The organism is Pseudomonas sp. GW823-FHT02E01, assembly GCF_058797535.1.
In genome coordinates this window covers 55312-74333 of the sequence record NZ_JBXAJS010000017.1, presented here as the reverse complement: position 1 = coordinate 74333, position 19022 = coordinate 55312, and the positions used below count along the sequence as shown (strand labels likewise).

Here is a 19022-nt window from a genome sequence, read left to right as displayed (position 1 = left end):
TCTTTCGTTCATGGAACCTCCAAGTTGGCGAAATCATATCGCCCTTAAGAGGTGTCCGGGATTATTAGGCCAGTTCAGCCTGCTCGCGATGACTCCAGCCGCGCTGCGTTTATCCAGACAGAGCGCGTCATCGTTAGCCTCCATCGCGAGCAGGCTCGCTCCTACAGGGGGGGCTTCGTTGTTAGTTGAGTTGTGAATAACCCCTATTCCAAACCAGTCTCCAAACCCGCTGCATTTTCCCCCGCCAGATAGCGTCCAATCTGGAGAACCCGGCTGATCGGAACTAGATTTGACTCAGCACCAGACAGGCACTCAACGAAAGGAAGGAATCGGCTATGAACAGGTTGTTTCGCGTTTTACTGCTGTTGAAGGTGATGGTGATGGTGATGCTCTCGCTCGGAGCTTCGACGGCGTGGGCCGAGTGTATCGATCACGGGGAGCAGGCTTCGAGCGGGCAGGCGGGTTATGCGGGGTTGATGATCGCCAAGTCCGAATCGGAACCGGGAGATCAGGGGCAGGGCGGTGCGGACAACGACGATGATTCGACCACCGACGAACCGGACTCCGATGAGGAAGAGGGCGACAGCCAGACGTAGTCGCTCTATTGCAGGCAAAAGAAAACCCCTTCTACCTGAGTGATGCGCATTCGAGGCAGAAGGGGTTTGGTTAACGCGTAATTACTTGAGCTACTCAATCCCTGTGGGAGCGGGCTTGCTCGCGAAAGCGATCTGTCAGTCGACATTGAGGTTGACTGGAATGACGCCTTCGCGAGCAAGCCCGCTCCCACATTTTTATGCCGCGCCGTCGAGGAATTGCTCGGCGTAGTGGCAAGCCACCTGGCGGCCGGCGATCAGGCGCAGGGCCGGCTCTTCAGTGCTGCAACGCTCGGTGGCGTACGGGCAGCGCTTGTGGAAGGCGCAGCCGGACGGCGGGTTCAGCGGGTTGGGCAATTCGCCTACGATCTTGATTTTCGGCTTGTCCGGATCCGGGTGGATGGCCGGCGTCGCCGACAGCAGTGCCTGGGTGTAGGGGTGCAGAGGTCGGGAGTAAATGTCCTCTTTCGTGCCCATTTCCACCGGACGACCGAGGTACATCACCATCACATGGTCGGCAACGTGGCGTACCACCGCCAGGTTGTGGGAGATGAACACATAGGCGGTGTTGAACTCTTGCTGCAAATCCATGAACAGGTTGAGTACCTGTGCCTGAATCGACACGTCCAGTGCCGAGGTCGGTTCGTCCGCCACCAGCACTTTCGGTTGCAGCATCATCGCGCGGGCCAAGGCGATCCGCTGGCGCTGACCACCGGAGAACATGTGCGGATAACGCTGATAGTGCTCGGGACGCAAGCCCACCTGCTTCATCATCGCCTGGACTTTCTCGCGGCGTTCCGCGGCGCTCAGGTTGGTGTTGATCAATAACGGCTCTGCAAGCTGATCACCGACTTTCTGCCGAGGGTTCAACGAGGCGTACGGGCTCTGGAACACCATCTGCACGTCTTTGCGCAGTTGCTTGCGCTGGGCCTTGTCGGCACCGGCGACTTCCTGCCCGGCAATTTTCAAGGAGCCGGAGGACGGCTCTTCGATCAGGGTCAGGGCACGGGCCAGGGTGGATTTTCCGCAACCCGACTCGCCTACGACAGCGAGGGTCTTGCCGGCTTCCAGTTCGAACGACACGCCGTTGAGGGCGCGCACGGTGGCGTGACCCTTGAACAGGCCTCGGGACACCTCGTAGTGACGGGTCAGGTCGCGGGCGGTAAGAACGACGGCCATTACGCCACCTCCTGGTTCAGCGGGTAGAAGCAGCGAGCGAGGCTGTTGCTTTTCTGGTCAAGGGCCGGACGTTGTTGACGGCAGTTGTCTTTCACGTACGGGCAGCGTGGCGACAGCAGGCAACCTTGCGGGCGGTCGTAGCGACCGGGAACGATGCCCGGCAGGGTCGACAGGCGCGAGGCACCCAGGCTGTGTTCCGGAATTGCCTTGAGCAACGCTTCGCTGTACGGGTGTGCCGGAATGTCGAACAGTTGCGGCACCTGGCCGACTTCGACCGCCTGGCCGGCGTACATCACGCACACGCGCTGGGCGGTTTCGGCCACGACGGCGAGGTCGTGGGTGATCAGCACCAGGCCCATGTTCTGCTCTTTCTGCAACGCCAGCAGCAGGTCCATGATTTGCGCCTGGATGGTTACGTCCAGCGCCGTGGTCGGTTCGTCGGCGATCAGCAGTTTCGGTTCGCCGGCAATCGCCATGGCAATCGCGACACGTTGGCTCATGCCACCGGACAGTTGATGCGGGTAGGCGTCCATACGGCTGGCGGCACCCGGGATTTCAACTTTTTCCAGCAGTTCGATGGCGCGCTTGCGCGCAGCCTTGCCGGACATTTTCAGGTGCAGGCGCAGCACTTCTTCAATCTGGAAACCGACGGTGTAGCTCGGGTTCAGGGCAGTCATCGGATCCTGGAAGACCATGGACAGGTCTTTACCCACGATCTGGCGACGCTGGCGATTGTTGAGCTTGAGCATGTTCTTGCCGTCGAAATTCAGGGCGTCAGCGGTGACGATCCCCGGATGCTCAATCAGGCCCATCAGCGCCATCATGGTCACGGACTTGCCGGAACCGGACTCGCCAACGATGGCCAGCACTTCGCCCTTGTCCACTTGCAGGTCGAGACCATCGACGACTGGCGTGGCGTTTTTGTCGCCGAAGCGAACGTTGAGATTCTTGATTTCTAGCAGTGACATGGGAATCTCCTCAGGCGGCGTTCTTGAGTTTCGGGTCCAGCGCATCGCGCAGGCCGTCGCCCATCAGGTTGATTGCCAGCACGCTGAGCAAAATGGTCAGACCAGGCAGGCTCACTACCCACCAGGCGCGTTCGATGTAGTCGCGGGCCGAAGCCAGCATGGTGCCCCACTCAGGGGTTGGCGGTTGTACGCCAAGGCCGAGGAAGCCCAGTGCGGCGGCATCGAGGATCGCCGAGGAGAAGCTCAGGGTGGCCTGAACGATCAGCGGCGCCATGCAATTAGGCAGCACGGTGACGAACATCAGGCGCGGCAGACCGGCACCGGCCAGGCGAGCGGCGGTCACGTAGTCGCGGTTCAGTTCGCCCATCACCGCAGCGCGGGTCAGACGAACGTAGGACGGCAGGGACACCACGGCGATGGCGATCACGGTATTGATCAGGCCAGGGCCGAGGATGGCGACGATCGCCACGGCCAGCAGCAGGGACGGCAGGGCCAGCATGATGTCCATCAGACGCATGATGCTCGGGCCAAGTATGCGGGGGAAGAACCCGGCGAACAGACCCAGCAGGATCCCCGGGATCAGCGACATCACCACCGACGACAAACCGATCAGCAACGACAGGCGCGAGCCCTGGATCAGGCGCGACAGCAGGTCGCGACCCAGTTCGTCGGTGCCGAGCAGGAACTGCATCTGTCCACCTTCCAGCCAGGCCGGCGGGGTCAGCAGGAAATCACGGTATTGCTCGCTTGGGTCGTGAGGGGCAACCCACGGGGCGAAGATGGCGCAGAAAATCACCAGCAGCATGAACATCAGGCCGGCGACGGCACCTTTGTTCTTGGAAAACGCTTGCCAGAATTCTTTGTACGGAGACGGGTACAGCAGGCTTTGATCGACTGCTACCGATGGAATTGGAGTGGTCATGGTCATGGTCATGATCTCAGCGCTGATGACGGATGCGTGGGTTGGCAAAGCCGTAGAGGATGTCCACTACGAAGTTGACCACAATCACCAGGCAGGCGATTAACAGGATGCCGTTTTGCACAACGGGATAATCCCGGGCGCCAATGGCTTCGATCAGCCATTTGCCGATGCCGGGCCACGAGAAGATGGTTTCGGTCAGGACCGCACCGGCCAACAGGGTGCCGACTTGCAGGCCGACCACGGTGAGTACCGGGATCAGCGCGTTGCGCAGGCCGTGTACGAACACCACGCGTGCCGGCGACAGGCCTTTGGCCTTGGCGGTGCGGATGTAGTCTTCACGCAGCACTTCGAGCATCGACGAACGGGTCATCCGCGCGATCACTGCCAGCGGAATGGTGCCGAGCACAATGGCCGGCAGGATCAGGTGGTGCAGGGCGTCGAAGAAGGCGTCCGGCTCGTCGGCCAGCAGCGTATCGATCAGCATGAAGCCGGAGCGTGGCTCGATGTCATACAGCAGGTCGATCCGCCCGGATACCGGGGTCCAGCCCAGACTTACCGAGAAGAACATGATCAGGATCAGGCCCCACCAGAAGATCGGCATCGAGTATCCCGCCAGGGAGACACCCATCACTCCATGGTCGAACAGGGATCCTCGCTTGAGTGCCGCGATCACCCCGGCCAGAAGGCCCAGGATGCCGGCGAACAACAGGGCGGCTATGGACAGTTCCAGGGTCGCGGGGAACAGGGAGGTGAATTCGCTCCACACGCTTTCACGGGTACGCAGGGATTCCCCGAGATCGCCGTGGGCCAGCTTGCCGATGTAATCCAGGTACTGGGCATACAGGGGTTTGTTCAGACCTAGGCGTTCCATTGCCTGAGCGTGCATTTCGGGATCGACCCTACGTTCTCCCATCATGACTTCTACGGGGTCGCCCGGGATCATGCGAATCAACGCGAAAGTCAGCAAGGTGATGCCGAAGAACGTGGGGATCAGTAACCCCAGTCGGCGGGCAATAAAACTAAACATCGTGTGTTGTACCTCATCAGCCGGTTAGGCGTGCCCGGCATGCCTGGGTCAGGAATGCCGGGAGTTTTCTTATTACTTCACCTGGGTGGTGGCGAAGTTATTCGTGGTGAGGGGGCTAATGTGATAGCCCTCTACGTTGTTGCGCATTGCGGTAAACATTCTAGTGTGCGCCATGCTGATCCACGGCTGGTCCTGGTTGAAAATAACCTGGGCCTGTTCGTAGAGCGCTGCGCGTTCGGCCGGATCGGTTTTTTCCCGGGCCTGGTCGAGCAGCGCCTGGAACTTGTCATTGCACCAGCGTGCGTAGTTTTCTCCGTTCTTGGCCGCTTCACAACTGAGCATAGGCGTCAGGAAGTTATCCGGGTCGCCGTTATCACCCGCCCATCCGGCGGAAACCATGTCGTGCTCGCCGTTTTTGGCGCGTTTGAGCATTTCGCCCCATTCCATCACGCGGATGTCGATCTTGATCCCGACCTTGGCCAGGTCGGCTTGCATCATCTGCGCGCCGAGCATCGGGTTCGGATTGGTCGGACCGCCACCGTTGCGGGTGAAGAGGGTGAAGGTGGTGCCTTCCGGTACGCCGGCTTCCTTGAGCAGGGCGCGAGCCTTGTCCAGATCACGGGCCGGGTTTTTCAGGCTGTGGTTGTAGCCCAGCAGGGTGTCCGGGTACGGGTTGACCGCGGCGGTCGCATTGCCCTTGCCAAACAACGCATTGACGTATGCCTCTTTGTCGAAGGCGATGTCGATGGCTTTGCGCACCCGCACATCACTCATGTATTTGTGCGTGGTGTTCATGGCGATGTAGGAAACGGTCATCGCGTTCAGTTCATCGACTTTCAGCTTGTCGTCTTTCTTGATGCTCGGAATGTCATCCGGCTTCGGATAGAGCGCGACCTGGCACTCGTTGGCCTTGAGCTTCTGCAGGCGCACGTTGTTGTCGGTGGCGATCGCCAGGATCAACGCATCGGCTGGCGGTTTGCCACGGAAGTAGTCCGGGTTGGCCTTGAAGCGGACCTGGGCGTCCTTGTTATAGCGCTGGAAGACGAACGGGCCAGTGCCGATCGGCTTGTTGTTCAGGTCGCCGGTCTTGTTCGCTTTGAGCAACAGGTCGGCGTACTCGGCGGAGTAGATCGAGGAGAACGCCATGGCGATGTCGGCCAGAAACGGTGCTTCGCGACGGGTCAGGGTGAACTTGACCGTGTTGTCGTCGACTTTCTCGACGCTCTTGAGCAGTTCCTTGAAGCCCATGCTTTCAAAGTACGGGAAGCCCACGCTCGACAGCTTGTGCCACGGATGATTCGGGTCCAGCTGACGCTGGAAGCTCCAGACCACGTCGTCGGCATTCATGTCGCGGGTCGGCTTGAAGTATTCGGTGGTGTGGAACTTTACGCCTTTACGCAGATGGAACGTGTAGGTCAGGCCGTCTTCGCTGATGTCCCAGGAGTCGGCCAGTGCCGGAATCACGTCGGTGGTGCCGGGCTTGAAGTCTGCCAGGCGATTGAAGATGGTTTCGGCCACGGCATCGGCGGTGACTGCAGTCGTGTACTGGACCATGTCGAAGCCTTCGGGGCTGGCTTCCGTGCAAACCACCAGGGGCTTGGCCGAAACACCGACAGCGACACTGAGCAACGCGGCCGCGATGGCCGCACGTAGGGGAAGCATTTTCATCAAGAACCCTCTGCAATCAGTTAAAGGACAAAAGCCGAACGGCCGATTCGTCACTGAATCAGCCGTTCGGCACGGGCATTACAGGATGTTGAACGGAACCGTGGTCACGAGGCGGAACTCGTTGATGCTGCCGTCAGCCTGGTTTTCGCTGGCACGGTGAGCGGTGTAGGTGCCGCGAATCGTGGTGGCCTTGAGCGGGCCGCTCTGCACGGCGTAGGTCGCGCCGATGCCGTATTCATAATGGTGTTCGCCATCCTGGGACTGGATGCCGTCGTAACCCTTGCCTGCCACGCCGCCGTTGCCGGTGTAGTGAGTGCCGTCGATACCCCAGCCGCGAGCCTGGTAGATGTTGAACTTCAGGCCTGGTACGCCGTATTCGGCCATGTTCAGACCGTAGGCAACCTGGAACGATTTTTCGTTCGGGCCGTTGAAGTCCGACAACAGGGAGTTGGCCAGGTAGATGCCGTTGGTTTCGTGCAGGTAGTCGAAGTACTCGTTACCGTTCACTTCCTGGTACGAGAAGGTCAGGGTGTGGGCCTGGTGGGTCAGGCCGAACGACAGCGAGTAGGTGTCGTTGTCGATGTCGCCGATCAGGGCTTTACCGGTTTCCTTGGTTTTGTAGTAGTTCAGGCCGGTGGTCAGGCTCAGTACCTGGCTGTCGCCCAGTACGTGAGAGGCGCCGAAGTAGTACTGGTTCCAGATATCTTCAGCCTGGGTCGCCCAGAGACTGGTGGTCAGGCTGGCGAACGGGTTGTAGGTGATACCGCCGGTGTAGACGTGGTCGGTTTCGACGATGCCGTTTGCGTATTCGGTGCGGAATTTGCGCTGGCTTTCTTCGGTACGCGGTGAGTTGCGGTCGAAGGTGGCCAGGTCGAAGGCCAGGTTGTTCAGCTCTTCGCTGTGGAGGGCCACGCCCTGGAAGCTCGAAGGCAGTGCACGGTTACCGATCACGTCGACCATCGGGCTGCTGAAGTTCATGCGGCCGGCGGTCAGGGTGCTGTTGGAGACACGAGCCTTGACGTTGGCCAGGCCCAGTTTGCTCCACTGGCCTTGAGCGTCGCCGCCCTCTTTGGTCAGGGTACGGTTGTTGCCCGCGCCTGGACGAGTGCCCGGTGCGCCGCCGTTGTTGGACGCCAGGTCTTTGCGGTCCTGGTCCAGTGCGATGGCGTTGTACGCCGCCACCTCAGTGCTGAAGCCAACGGTGCCTTCGGTGAAGCCCGAGTTGTACTTGAGGATGGTGCCCTGGACCCAGTTGATCCGGCGATCGGTCGGAGTCGAAACGCCGTCTTTCTTGTAGGCGAACTTTGCGCCGCGTTGCAGTTGTTCGTTGGCGTACCAGTTGCGCGTGGTGCCGGTGATCGACTGGCCTTCGATAAAGCCGGTGGCTTCGCTTTGGGCGCTTTTCTCGTTCACGGTAACCGGGGTGAAAGCCTGGCTTTGGGTTTCTGCGTAAGCCGTGGCGGTTACGCTGCTGATGGCCATGGCCAATAACGCGGTGCTGCTCAGTTTCATGGGTAAAGCTCCTTACTTTCTTTTTTTTATGCCGGTCTTTTTTTGTGATCCGGCTATTGGTTTAGAACTCATTCACGGCATCGCAAACGTTTGCTGTCAGCCAAATTGGCAAAAGACGGCAAAGCGTCTGCGTGAGGGCGGAAAATCCGCCCTCCGGCATTTCTGGCTAATCGGTTATTTTTCTATGCTGACACCCGAGAAAACATTGCGACCGAACGGGCTCACCTTGAACCCTTCGATTTTGGCGCTCAGCGGCTGGTTGACCGTCGAGTGGGCGACTGGCGTCATCGGCACTTGCTGCTTGAGCAATTGCTGCGCCTGTTTGTAGAGCAGGGTGCGCTGGTCGCGGTCGGTGACGACCTTGGCCTGTTTGATCAGCTTGTCGTAAGCCGGATCACACCACATCGAGTAGTTGTTGCCGCCAATGGCGTCACAGCTGTAGAGCGTGCCCAGCCAGTTGTCCGGGTCACCGTTGTCGCCGGTCCAGCCGATCAGGCTGATGTCGTGTTCGCCATTCTTGGTGCGCTTGATGTACTCGCCCCACTCATAACTGACGATCTTGACCTTGAGGCCGATCTTCGCCCAGTCAGCCTGGAGCATCTCGGCCATCAACTTGGCGTTGGGGTTGTACGGACGCTGGACCGGCATGGCCCAGAGGGTGATTTCGGTGCCTTCCTTGACGCCGGCAGCCTTGAGCAGCTCCTTGGCTTTTTCCGGGTTGTAGGCGGCGTCCTTGATAGTCTCGTCGTAGGACCATTGGGTCGGCGGCATGGCGTTTACCGCCAGTTGCCCCGCGCCCTGGTAGACGGCATTGAGAATGCCTTGCTTGTTCACCGCCATGTCCAGCGCCTGGCGTACTTCAAGCTGGTCGAACGGTTTGTGGCGCACGTTGTAGGCGATGTAACCGAGGTTGAAACCGGGCTTCTCGATCAGTTGCAGGGCCGTGTCGTTCTTCAGTGCGGGCACATCGGCAGGGCGCGGGTGCAGGGTGATCTGGCACTCGCCGGCCTTGAGTTTCTGCACGCGCACCGAGGCGTCGGTGTTGATGGCGAAAATCAGGTTATCGAGCTTGACCCGGTCAGGGGCCCAGTAATGCTTGTTGCCGGTGTAACGGATGTTCGAGTCTTTCTGGTAGCTCTTGAACACGAACGGCCCGGTGCCGATCGGCTTCTGGTTGATGTCGCTCGGCTTGCCTTCGGCCAGCAGCTTGTCGGCGTATTCGGCCGAAAGGATGGCGGCGAAGCTCATGGCGATGTTCTGGATGAACGCGGCGTCCACGCTATTGAGCGTAAAGACCACGGTCAGTGGCCCGGTCTTTTCGACCTTGGCGATGTTCTTGTTCAGGCTCATGCCGTTGAAGTACGGAAACTCTGTCGGATAAGCCTTACGGAAAGGTTGCTGCGGGTCGAGCATGCGATTGAAGGTGAACAGCACGTCATCGGCATTGAAGTCTCGGGTCGGCGTGAAGTATTTGGTGGTATGAAACTTCACCCCTTCGCGCAGGTGAAACGTGTATTTGAGGCCGTCCTCGGAAATATCCCAGCTCGTGGCCAGGCCCGGTACGACGTTGGTCGCGCCTTTTTCGAACTCAGCCAACCGGTTGTACAGCGGCTCGGCGGCGTCGTTGTCGGTCGCAGTGGTGTACTGCGCCGTGTCGAAACCGGCGGGGCTGCCTTCGGAGCAGAACACCAGGCTGTTGTTGGCGGCCTGGCTGATGGAAGTGGCGGCCAACAGGCCGGTGCCCAGCAATGCGGATAAAACCAAGGTATGGCGCATAACGCTCCCTTCTCTCTCAAAGTGTTTTCAATGAGTCGCCGTCCCGTCCGCGGACGTAGAGGCATCACTGATTTCAAGCCATGCGCGCAGCATTAACCGATGACCCACGCGTGCACTGGTCAGATCCCGACGGTATGAGCCACGGGTCCGGCAGTAAATGCGTAGAGTCCTAAAGACTCGTAGGAAATGGCAACGCGTCCTCGCCCGATGCTGTAGTCAGCTGCGGACTAGGATGTAGGCGAATTCCTGCTTTCTCGGAAGATAAAGCAACGGCGACGTCAGGAACGTCGCCGTTGCAAAACCTTATTTGCTGACGCTGACGCCGTAGAAGGAGTTCAAGCCAAATGGGCTGATCTTGAAGTCCTGCACGTTGGCGCGCATGGGTTGGAACACCGTCGAGTGAGCGATAGGTGTCATAGGCACAGCATCCTTGAGGACGTGTTGCGCCTGTTTGTACAGTTCGGTGCGTTTGCCTTGGTCCGAAGTGCGCTTGGCTTGCTTGACGATGTCGTCAAACTTCTTGTCGCACCATTTGGAGAAGTTGTTGCCTTCCAGCGAGTCGCAGCCGAACAGCACGTTCAGCCAGTTGTCCGGGTCACCGTTGTCGCCGCTCCAGCCAATCAGCATCGCGCCGTTCTCACCGCCCTTGGAGCGCTTGATGTACTCGCCCCACTCGTAGCTCTGGATCTTGACCTTGAGGCCGATCTTGGCCCAGTCGGACTGCAGCATTTCTGCCATCAGCTTGGCGTTCGGGTTGTACGGACGCTGAACCGGCATCGCCCACAGGACGATTTCGGTACCTTCCTTGACGCCGGCTTCCTTGAGCAGCTCCTTGGCTTTCTCGGGATCGTACTTGGCGTCCTTGATGGTGGTGTCGTAGGACCACTGGGTCGGCGGCATGGCGTTGACCGCCAGTTGGCCGGCGCCCTGGTACACGGAGTCGATGATCTGCTGCTTGTTGACGGCCATGTCCATGGCCTGGCGCACTTTCAACTGCGACATCGGGTTTGGTTTGTCGTCGCCCTTGATCTTGTCCATCACGTTGTAGGCGATGTAGCCCAGGTTGAACCCGGCCTGCTCAGGCATCTTCAAGGACTTGTCTTCCTTGAGCGCCTTCAGGTCGGCCGGACGAGGGAACAGGGTGACCTGGCACTCGTTCTTCTTCAGTTTCTGGATGCGTACCGACGGGTCGGTGGTGATGGCGAAGATCAGGTTGTCGATCTTCACGTCGTCAGGCTTCCAGTAGTCCTTGTTCCCGGTGTAGCGGATGTTGGAGTCTTTCTGGTAGCTCTTGAACACGAACGGGCCGGTGCCGACCGGCTTCTGGTTGATGTCGGCTGCCTTGCCTTCCTTGAGCAGCTGGGCAGCGTACTCGGCGGACTGGATCGAGGCGAAGCTCATGGCCATGTTCTGGATGAACGCGGCATCAACGTCCTTGAGGGTGAACTTGACCGTGTGGTCGTCGACTTTATCGATCTTGGTGATGTTGGTATCCATCCCCATGTCGGTGAAGTACGGGAATTCGGTCGGGTACGCTTTGCGGAACGGATCATCCTTGTTAATCATGCGATTAAAGGTGAACAGCACGTCGTCGGCGTTGAACTCACGAGTCGGTTTGAAATACGGGGTAGTGTGGAACTTGACGCCTTCACGCAGGTGGAAGGTGTAGGTCAGGCCGTCATCGGAAACGTCCCACTTGGTCGCCAGCCCAGGAACCACGGCAGTGCCGCCACGTTCGAACTGGGTGAGGCGGTTGAACATGGTTTCTGCAGAGGCGTCGAAGTCGGTTCCGGTGGTGTATTGACCTGGATCGAAACCGGCCGGGCTCCCTTCGGAGCAGAACACCAGGTTAGTCGCTGCTTGGGCGAACGGTGCGCTGGCTAACAAGCTTGCGCCAACTAAGAACGGAATGACCGCGTGTTTAAGCATGGTGGCCTCATGATTTGTTGTCATTTTTGGAATTAGAGGACGACCTCGTGAGTCGTGCCTGCGGATACTTATGCAGGGGCCATACCCAATGCAAGATCCAGAGTGACTACAAGCCTTAAACGGTGGCACGAACGTACCTTAATGTCGCATTTGTATAATTCCTGACGCATTTGACCGTTTGCGCGGCGTTTTTATGGTGCAAATGACGCACTTTTACAGTGCGCTCTTGACTCGGGTTGCTCCCGCGTGGGGCGGGGGTGTTACTTATTCATACCCCGAATTGTGGGGTGGGCATGGCGTGAATAAGAGTGGTTATTGTTGCTCCGATAGTGGCCAATCGACGGCTTTTCTTGGGGGGACCTATCCAGTTATAGCTCATGCCTGAAAACTGCCAAAAAAAACGGCGATCATTTTAATGATCACCGTTTTTGTTTACGGGCTACCGAGTCAAGGCATCAGCACTTCAATCGAACCATCGGCGGTCATGCTGACCTGGCTGGTGCCGGCCTCGACATCCGGTGTAACCGGTGCGCTGTCCATGGCGGCGGCTTTCATCATCATCGGGGCGCGCATGTAAGGCTGTGGATAACCGTTGCTGTTGAGGTTCAGGTTGACGATTTTGTAGCTCTTGCCGCCAAGGGCGTCGGTGGCCAGTTGGGCGCGGGCCTTGAAGGCGGTCACGGCGTCCTTGAGCAGGGCGTCTTCGCTGGCCTTGCGGGTCGGGGTGGCGATGGCGAAGTCCATGCCGCCCATTTTCAGGTCGGTGAGCAGTTCGCCGGTCAGCTTCGACAGCGCAGCGAAGTCCGGGCTTTCCAGGCGCAATTCGGCGCGCTCGCGCCAGCCGGTGATTTTCTGGCCCTTGGTGTCATAGATCGGGTAGCTGTTGCGGCTGCCCTGGCGCAGAGTGATGTCCTTGACTTGCTTGGCCTTGGCCAGCGCCTTGTTCATGGTGGTGCTGACATCGGCGGCGAGTTTGGCCGGGTCGGTGTTCTGTTCTTCGGTGTAGAGGGTCACGATCATCAGGTCGCGGGCCACTTCCTGACTGACTTCGGCGCGCAGGGAAATCTGGTTGTAATGAAGCTCGTCGGTGGCCAGGGCGGGGAGGCTGGCGACGGTGCCAACGCTCAGGGCGAGGAGGGCGGCGCTGCGGCGGAATGTGTGCATGAAGGCTCCTTGAAAGGTGCGCAGGGGTATGGTCCGGACCTGCGTGAAACCATCAGACTCTAGCTTTTAAGCTCCGGTTCGCACAGTTACAACTTCTATACAGATGGAACTCAGGTGGCCCTGTGGCGAGGGGGCTTGCCCCCGTTGGACTGCGCAGCAGTCCCAAAACCTGCACCGCGTTATGACAGTTAGACCGAATCGACCTATTTGCGACTGCTTCGCAGCCGAACGGGGGCAAGCCCCCTCGCCACAGTTGTCATCGCCCGGGAAATTATGGGTAGCACTGTGGCCGTTTGCCGCACTTTTGCCTGTCAGCCCCCTCGCTTGGTTATACTCCCTGCGATCCGCCTGGAGCGCTCATCAGGAGAGCTCATGCTCGCCCCCGTTCAAATCACTTCCGCCACTCGCCAGAACCTCTGGCGGCTGACGTTCATCCGCACGTTGGTGCTGGCCGCCCAGGCCGGTTCCGTTGGCCTGGCCTACTGGCTCGAATTGCTGCCACTGCCCTGGTTTCAATTGGCGGCGACGCTCGCATGTTCAATGCTGCTGTGCGTGTTCACGGCCATTCGTCTGCGTACCTCGTGGCCGGTGACCGAGCTCGAATACGCCGTGCAACTGGCCTGCGATCTGTTTATCCACAGCGCATTGCTGTATTTCTCCGGTGGCTCGACCAACCCCTTCGTCTCCTATTACCTGGTGCCGCTGACCATTGCCGCCGTGACCTTGCCGTGGCGTTACTCGGTGATCCTGTCGGGTATCGCGTTGACGATGTACACGCTGTTGCTGGCGCAGTTCTATCCGCTGCAAACCTTCCCGATCGCCCGGGAAAACCTGCAGGTGTACGGAATGTGGCTGAGCTTCGCCCTGGCTGCAGCGGTGATCACGTTTTTCGCCGCGCGCATGGCCGAAGAGCTGCGTCGTCAGGAAGAGTTGCGCGCCATTCGCCGCGAAGAAGGCCTGCGCGATCAGCAACTGCTGGCCGTCGCCACCCAGGCCGCCGGTGCGGCCCATGAACTGGGCACGCCGTTGGCGACCATGAGTGTGCTACTCAAGGAAATGCGCCAGGATCATCATGATCCGATGTTGCAGGACGACCTGAGCGTGCTGCAGGATCAGGTCAAGCTGTGTAAAGAGACCTTGCAGCATCTGGTACGCGCCGCCGAGGCCAATCGTCGGTTGGCGGTGGAGATGCAGGACGTCACCGATTGGCTTGATGAAGCCCTCAATCGCTGGCACCTGATGCGTCCGGAAGCCAGTTATCGCTTCCAGCACCTCGGCCAGGGCCCGGTCCCCCGGATGGCGCCGCCGCCGGACCTGACCCAGGCTTTGCTGAATCTGTTGAACAACGCTGCCGATGCCTGCCCCGAAGGGCTGCAAGTGACGCTGGACTGGGATTGGGAAAACCTCACCATCAGCATTCGTGACCATGGCGCCGGTGTGCCGCTGGCCATCGCCGAGCAAATCGGCAAGCCGTTTTTTACCACCAAGGGCAAAGGCTTCGGCCTGGGCCTGTTTTTGAGCAAGGCCAGCGTGACACGCGCCGGCGGCTCAGTGAAACTCTACAGTCATGAGGAAGGTGGCACGCTCACCGAGCTGCGCCTGCCCCGTGTCGCCCGAGGAGACGAACATGAGTGAAGAGATCCAAGTCGAAGGCGAAGAACTGCCGCATTTGTTGCTGGTCGATGACGACGCCACATTCACCCGCGTCATGGCCCGCGCCATGGCTCGCCGCGGTTTTCGCGTCAGCACTGCCGGTTCCGCCGAGGAAGGCCTGGAGCTGGCCAAGGCCGATCTACCGGATTACGCCGCCCTGGACCTGAAGATGGACGGCGATTCCGGCCTGGTGCTGCTGCCCAAGTTGCTGGAAATGGACCCGGAAATGCGCGTGGTGATCCTCACCGGTTACTCGAGCATTGCCACTGCCGTCGAGGCGATCAAGCGCGGTGCCTGCAACTATCTGTGCAAGCCGGCGGACGCCGACGACGTGCTGGCGGCGCTGCTGTCCGAGCACGCCGACCTCGACAGCCTGGTGCCGGAAAACCCGATGTCCGTGGACCGCCTGCAGTGGGAGCACATCCAGCGCGTGCTGACCGAACACGAAGGCAACATCTCCGCCACGGCCCGTGCCCTGGGCATGCACCGCCGCACCCTGCAGCGCAAACTGCAGAAGCGTCCCGTTCGCCGCTGAACCTGCGCTGAACGAATGCGGGCCGTATCTCGCGAAAAACCGGACCGATCATCTATGATCGGTTCGTGTGTGTACTTTTTTCTATCGAGCCTTATCCATGAATCAGAACGCTGAGTATTCCGCGGTCAACGACGCTGTGCGCGGGCAGTTTTTTCGCAAAGTGTGGGCGATGATCACGCCTTACTGGCGCAGTGAAGAGAAGGTCAAAGCCTGGACTCTGCTGATCGCCGTGATTGCGCTGTCGCTGATCAGCGTAGGGATCTCGGTGTGGTTCAACACCTGGTACAAGGATTTCTACAACGCGCTGCAACAAAAGGACGAGGAGGCATTCTGGCGGCTGATCCTGTATTTCTGCGGGATTGCTGCGGTGGCGATCGTCGGCGCGGTGTATCGGCTGTACCTGACGCAGATGCTGACGATCCGCTGGCGGGCATGGCTCACCGAAAAGCATTTCACCCGCTGGCTGGGTGACAAAAACTACTACCAGCTGGAGCAGGGCGGTTACACCGATAACCCGGACCAGCGGATTTCCGAAGACCTCAACAACTTCACTTCCAACACCCTTGAGCTGGGTATCGGGCTGCTGCGCAATATCGTCAGCCTGGTGTCGTTCTCGATCATCCTGTGGGGCGTGTCGGGCAGTATTGAAGTATTCGGCATCACCATTCCCGGCTACATGTTCTGGTGCGTGCTGGTTTACGCGGTGGTCGGCAGTTGGTTGACGCATTTGATCGGTCGTCGCCTGATCGGCCTGAACAATCAGCAACAACGCTTCGAAGCTGACCTGCGTTTCTCCATGGTGCGAATTCGCGAGAATGCCGAAAGCATCGCGTTGTACAACGGAGAGCCGAACGAAAACCGCCGGTTGAGCAGCCGCTTCGGGATGGTCTGGCATAACTTCTGGGACATCATGAAGGTGTCCAAGCGCCTGACGTTCTTCACCGCAGGTTACAGCCAGGCCGCGATCATCTTCCCCTTCATGGTTGCCGCCCCGCGTTACCTTTCCGGCAAGATCGAACTGGGCGAGCTGATGCAAATCAGCTCGGCGTTCGGCAATGTGCAGGAGAGCTTCAGCTGGTTTATCAGTGCCTACCAGAGCCTCGCTTCCTGGCGCGCCACCTGCGATCGTCTGTTGAGCTTCCACCAGGCCATGCGTGACAACGAAGAACGTGCGCCGGCCATCGACGTCCAGAATTCGGGCTCGGTGCTGAAGGTGCACAACCTCGGCCTCGACCTGGCTGAAGGTCGTCACCTGCTGACCAACGCCGACATGACCGTGAAGGAGGGCGAGCGTGTGATGCTCAGCGGTCGTTCCGGCAGCGGCAAGTCGACCCTGCTGCGGGCGATGGGGCATCTGTGGCCGACCGGCCACGGCAGTATTCGCCTGCCATCGGCGCGCTACCTGTTCCTGCCGCAAAAACCGTATTTGCCGATTGGCACCCTGCGTGATGTCCTCAGTTATCCACAGCCCGGCGATACCTATCCGAACGAGCGCTACGCGCAGGTGCTGGAAACCTGCCGCTTGCCGCACCTGATTGCCCGTCTCGACGAAGCCAACCACTGGCAGCGCATGTTGTCGCCGGGTGAGCAGCAGCGCCTGGCCTTCGCCCGTGCGCTGCTTTATGCACCGCAATGGCTGTACATGGATGAGGCCACCTCGGCGATGGACGAAGAAGACGAGGCCACGCTTTATCAGGCGCTGATCGACGAGTTGCCGGGGCTGAGCATCGTCAGCGTCGGCCATCGCAGCAGCCTGAAGCGCTTCCACCCTCGGCACATTCGTATCGAGAATGGCCATCTGGTGGACCAGGCTGTGACTGCCTGAACACCCTGATTCCTTGTAGGAGCGAGCTCGCTCGCGATGGACTTGAAAACGCCGCGTTGATCCAGGAAGCACGCGTTATCGTTAACCTCCATCGCGAGCAGGCTCGCTCCTACAGGGTAAGGTGATCGTACAACCGCGTTGCGCTATGATGCGCTTTCAGCCGCCGATTTTTTCGAGACAGATGTTCACCATGGAAAACCCGAACGACGTACCACGCCTCCCACGCAAGCGCCGCAGCCTCGCTCAGGAACTGGTGACGGTGCTGTCGGAGCAGATCCGCGACGGCCATCTCAAGCGTGGCGACAAGTTGCCCACCGAGTCGGCCATCATGGATGCCCATGGTGTCAGCCGCACGGTGGTGCGCGAGGCGATTTCCCGTTTGCAGGCGGCAGGGCAAGTGGAAACCCGCCACGGTATCGGCACCTTCGTGCTCGACACGCCGAGCCCGAGCGGTTTCCGTATCGACCCGGCGACTGTGGTAACCCTGCGAGATGTGCTGGCGATCCTGGAACTGCGTATCAGTCTGGAAGTGGAGTCTGCCGGGCTGGCGGCGCAACGTCGCAGTCCGGAACAACTGGCCAACATGCGCGCCGCCCTCGATGCGTTGAATGAAAGTGCCGCTCACGCCGGTGACGCCGTGGCTTCGGACTTCGCCTTCCACCTCGAAATCGCGCTGTCCACCGGCAACCGCTACTTCACCGACATCATGACCCACCTGGGCACCAGCATCATTCCGCGCACACGGCTGAACTCCGCGCGCCTGGCCCATGACGACCAGCAGCACTACATGAGTCGCCTGAGCCGTGAGCACGAAGAAATCTACGACGCCATTGCCCGTCAGGATTCCGATGCGGCGCGGGCCGCCATGCGTTTGCACCTGACCAACAGCCGTGAGCGGTTGCGTCATGCCCATGAAGAGGCTGAGGCGCAGCGCGGATAAGAAATCTGACTCCAGTAATCCCTCGCCTGATCTGCCGCCATCGCGAGCAAGCTCGCTCCCACAGTGTCTTGTGTCGATCGTAGAATCGAGATCACACACAGCCCCCTGTGGGAGCGAACTTGCTCGCGATTGGGCCGTAAGCCACACCAGAAAGCCTCGTTCCTACTGACTTCTCTTCTGACAACGTATCTCTGATACGCCTACGGTCGCGACTTTTTTCCTCCGTGCTCTTAGGTCGGAGAGCCTCTGATTTGCTGGTTTCCTGATCCGGTTGTCCAACAATTTTCACCCGCAGCGATGAAATGCAGTTGACGGTTGTATTTTAAGTTGTACGATGACATACAACTTCAGCGCAGGCTGAACGGTTTTCTCACACAACGTCGCAATCCAGGGTGTTCGAATAATGAATCCACAAGAACTGAAGTCCATCCTCTCTTCCGGTCTGCTGTCTTTCCCGGTTACCGATTTCAATGCACAGGGCGACTTCAACCGCGCGGGTTACATCAAGCGTCTGGAATGGCTGGCCCCATACGGCGCCTCGGCTCTGTTCGCCGCAGGCGGCACCGGTGAGTTCTTCTCTCTGGCGGCCAGCGAATATTCGCAAATCATCAAGACTGCGGTCGACACTTGCGCCACCAGCGTGCCAATCCTGGCCGGTGTCGGCGGTTCGACCCGCCAGGCTATCGAATACGCACAGGAAGCAGAGCGTCTGGGCGCCAAAGGTCTGCTGCTGCTGCCGCACTACCTGACCGAAGCCAGCCAGGACGGCGTTGCCGCCCACGTTGAAGCCGTGTGCAAATCGGTCAACATCGGCGTGGTGGTCTACAACCGTAACGTCTGCCGCCTGACCGCGCCGCTGCTGGAACGTCTGGCCGAGCGCTGCCCGAACCTGATCGGCTACAAGGATGGCCTGGGTGATATCGAGTTGATGGTGTCGATCCGTCGCCGCCTCGGTGATCGCTTCAGCTACCTGGGTGGCTTGCCGACCGCCGAAGTCTACGCCGCGGCCTACAAGGCACTGGGCGTGCCGGTCTACTCCTCGGCGGTGTTCAACTTCATTCCGAAAACCGCGATGGACTTCTACCACGCGATCGCTCGCGAAGATCACGCCACCGTCGGCAAGATCATCGACGACTTCTTCCTGCCGTACCTGGACATCCGTAACCGCAAAGCCGGTTATGCCGTAAGCATCGTCAAGGCCGGGGCAAAAATTGCCGGCTACGACGCAGGTCCTGTGCGTGCACCGCTGACCGATCTGACCGGCGAAGAGTACGAAATGCTCGCCGCGCTGATCGACAAGCAGGGTGCGCAGTAACACATCCGTTCAAGTA

The 19022-nt window shown here is 59.6% G+C and carries 15 protein-coding genes; 6 read left to right on the top strand and 9 right to left on the bottom strand.

Annotation, left to right across the window (positions count from 1 at the left end; genetic code table 11):
* The first annotated feature begins 335 nt into the window (after positions 1 to 335).
* Complete coding sequence (locus AC1RDQ_RS27785) at positions 336 to 596, top strand: hypothetical protein (protein WP_492588680.1); 261 nt, start codon at positions 336 to 338, stop codon at positions 594 to 596.
* A gap of 195 nt (positions 597 to 791) precedes the next feature.
* Here the strand turns inward: AC1RDQ_RS27785 and AC1RDQ_RS27780 are convergent, their stop codons facing one another.
* The 9 genes from AC1RDQ_RS27780 to AC1RDQ_RS27740 form a co-directional block, all read right to left on the bottom strand.
* On the bottom strand, positions 792 to 1772 hold the full coding sequence (locus tag AC1RDQ_RS27780) for a peptide ABC transporter ATP-binding protein (protein WP_057716451.1): 981 nt from the start codon (positions 1770 to 1772) through the stop codon (positions 792 to 794).
* Positions 1772 to 2740, bottom strand: a complete 969-nt coding sequence (locus tag AC1RDQ_RS27775) for an ABC transporter ATP-binding protein (RefSeq protein WP_057716450.1) — start codon at positions 2738 to 2740, stop codon at positions 1772 to 1774. The genes AC1RDQ_RS27780 and AC1RDQ_RS27775 overlap by 1 nt, the downstream gene beginning before the upstream one ends.
* Before the next feature lie 10 nt (positions 2741 to 2750).
* The gene (locus AC1RDQ_RS27770) at positions 2751 to 3662 is read right to left on the bottom strand and encodes an ABC transporter permease subunit (protein ID WP_057716449.1); all 912 of its coding nucleotides are present in this window, start codon (positions 3660 to 3662) and stop codon (positions 2751 to 2753) included.
* Positions 3663 to 3678: 16 nt separating this feature from the next.
* Complete coding sequence (locus AC1RDQ_RS27765) at positions 3679 to 4689, bottom strand: ABC transporter permease subunit (RefSeq protein WP_492588678.1); 1011 nt, start codon at positions 4687 to 4689, stop codon at positions 3679 to 3681.
* 72 nt (positions 4690 to 4761) lie between these two features.
* A complete protein-coding gene (locus AC1RDQ_RS27760; RefSeq protein ID WP_057716448.1) occupies positions 4762 to 6357 on the bottom strand; it encodes an ABC transporter substrate-binding protein in 1596 nt (531 codons plus the stop codon).
* Between the two features lie 78 nt (positions 6358 to 6435).
* Positions 6436 to 7869 (bottom strand): OprD family porin, encoded by a 1434-nt coding sequence (locus tag AC1RDQ_RS27755; RefSeq protein WP_057716447.1) that lies wholly within the window; start codon positions 7867 to 7869, stop codon positions 6436 to 6438.
* Between the two features lie 174 nt (positions 7870 to 8043).
* Positions 8044 to 9645 (bottom strand): ABC transporter substrate-binding protein, encoded by a 1602-nt coding sequence (locus AC1RDQ_RS27750; protein ID WP_057716446.1) that lies wholly within the window; start codon positions 9643 to 9645, stop codon positions 8044 to 8046.
* A 303-nt stretch (positions 9646 to 9948) separates the two neighbouring features.
* Complete coding sequence (locus AC1RDQ_RS27745) at positions 9949 to 11574, bottom strand: ABC transporter substrate-binding protein (protein ID WP_057716445.1); 1626 nt, start codon at positions 11572 to 11574, stop codon at positions 9949 to 9951.
* 447 nt (positions 11575 to 12021) lie between these two features.
* Positions 12022 to 12738, bottom strand: coding sequence for an SIMPL domain-containing protein (locus AC1RDQ_RS27740; RefSeq protein ID WP_492588676.1), 717 nt, complete (start codon positions 12736 to 12738; stop codon positions 12022 to 12024).
* Positions 12739 to 13110: 372 nt separating this feature from the next.
* Between AC1RDQ_RS27740 and AC1RDQ_RS27735 the strand changes: the two genes are divergently transcribed.
* From AC1RDQ_RS27735 to kdgD, 5 genes are all read left to right on the top strand, one after another.
* A complete protein-coding gene (locus tag AC1RDQ_RS27735) occupies positions 13111 to 14373 on the top strand; it encodes an ATP-binding protein (RefSeq protein WP_492588674.1) in 1263 nt (420 codons plus the stop codon).
* Positions 14366 to 14926: a response regulator transcription factor gene (locus tag AC1RDQ_RS27730; RefSeq protein ID WP_007973041.1), complete on the top strand. Its 561-nt coding sequence runs from the start codon at positions 14366 to 14368 to the stop codon at positions 14924 to 14926. The genes AC1RDQ_RS27735 and AC1RDQ_RS27730 overlap by 8 nt, the downstream gene beginning before the upstream one ends.
* Before the next feature lie 97 nt (positions 14927 to 15023).
* Positions 15024 to 16751 (top strand): ABC transporter ATP-binding protein/permease, encoded by a 1728-nt coding sequence (locus AC1RDQ_RS27725; RefSeq protein WP_057716442.1) that lies wholly within the window; start codon positions 15024 to 15026, stop codon positions 16749 to 16751.
* 190 nt (positions 16752 to 16941) lie between these two features.
* A complete protein-coding gene (locus tag AC1RDQ_RS27720) occupies positions 16942 to 17691 on the top strand; it encodes a FadR/GntR family transcriptional regulator (RefSeq protein WP_492588672.1) in 750 nt (249 codons plus the stop codon).
* A gap of 403 nt (positions 17692 to 18094) precedes the next feature.
* The gene (gene kdgD, locus AC1RDQ_RS27715) at positions 18095 to 19006 is read left to right on the top strand and encodes a 5-dehydro-4-deoxyglucarate dehydratase (RefSeq protein ID WP_057716441.1); all 912 of its coding nucleotides are present in this window, start codon (positions 18095 to 18097) and stop codon (positions 19004 to 19006) included.
* Positions 19007 to 19022 lie beyond the last annotated feature (16 nt).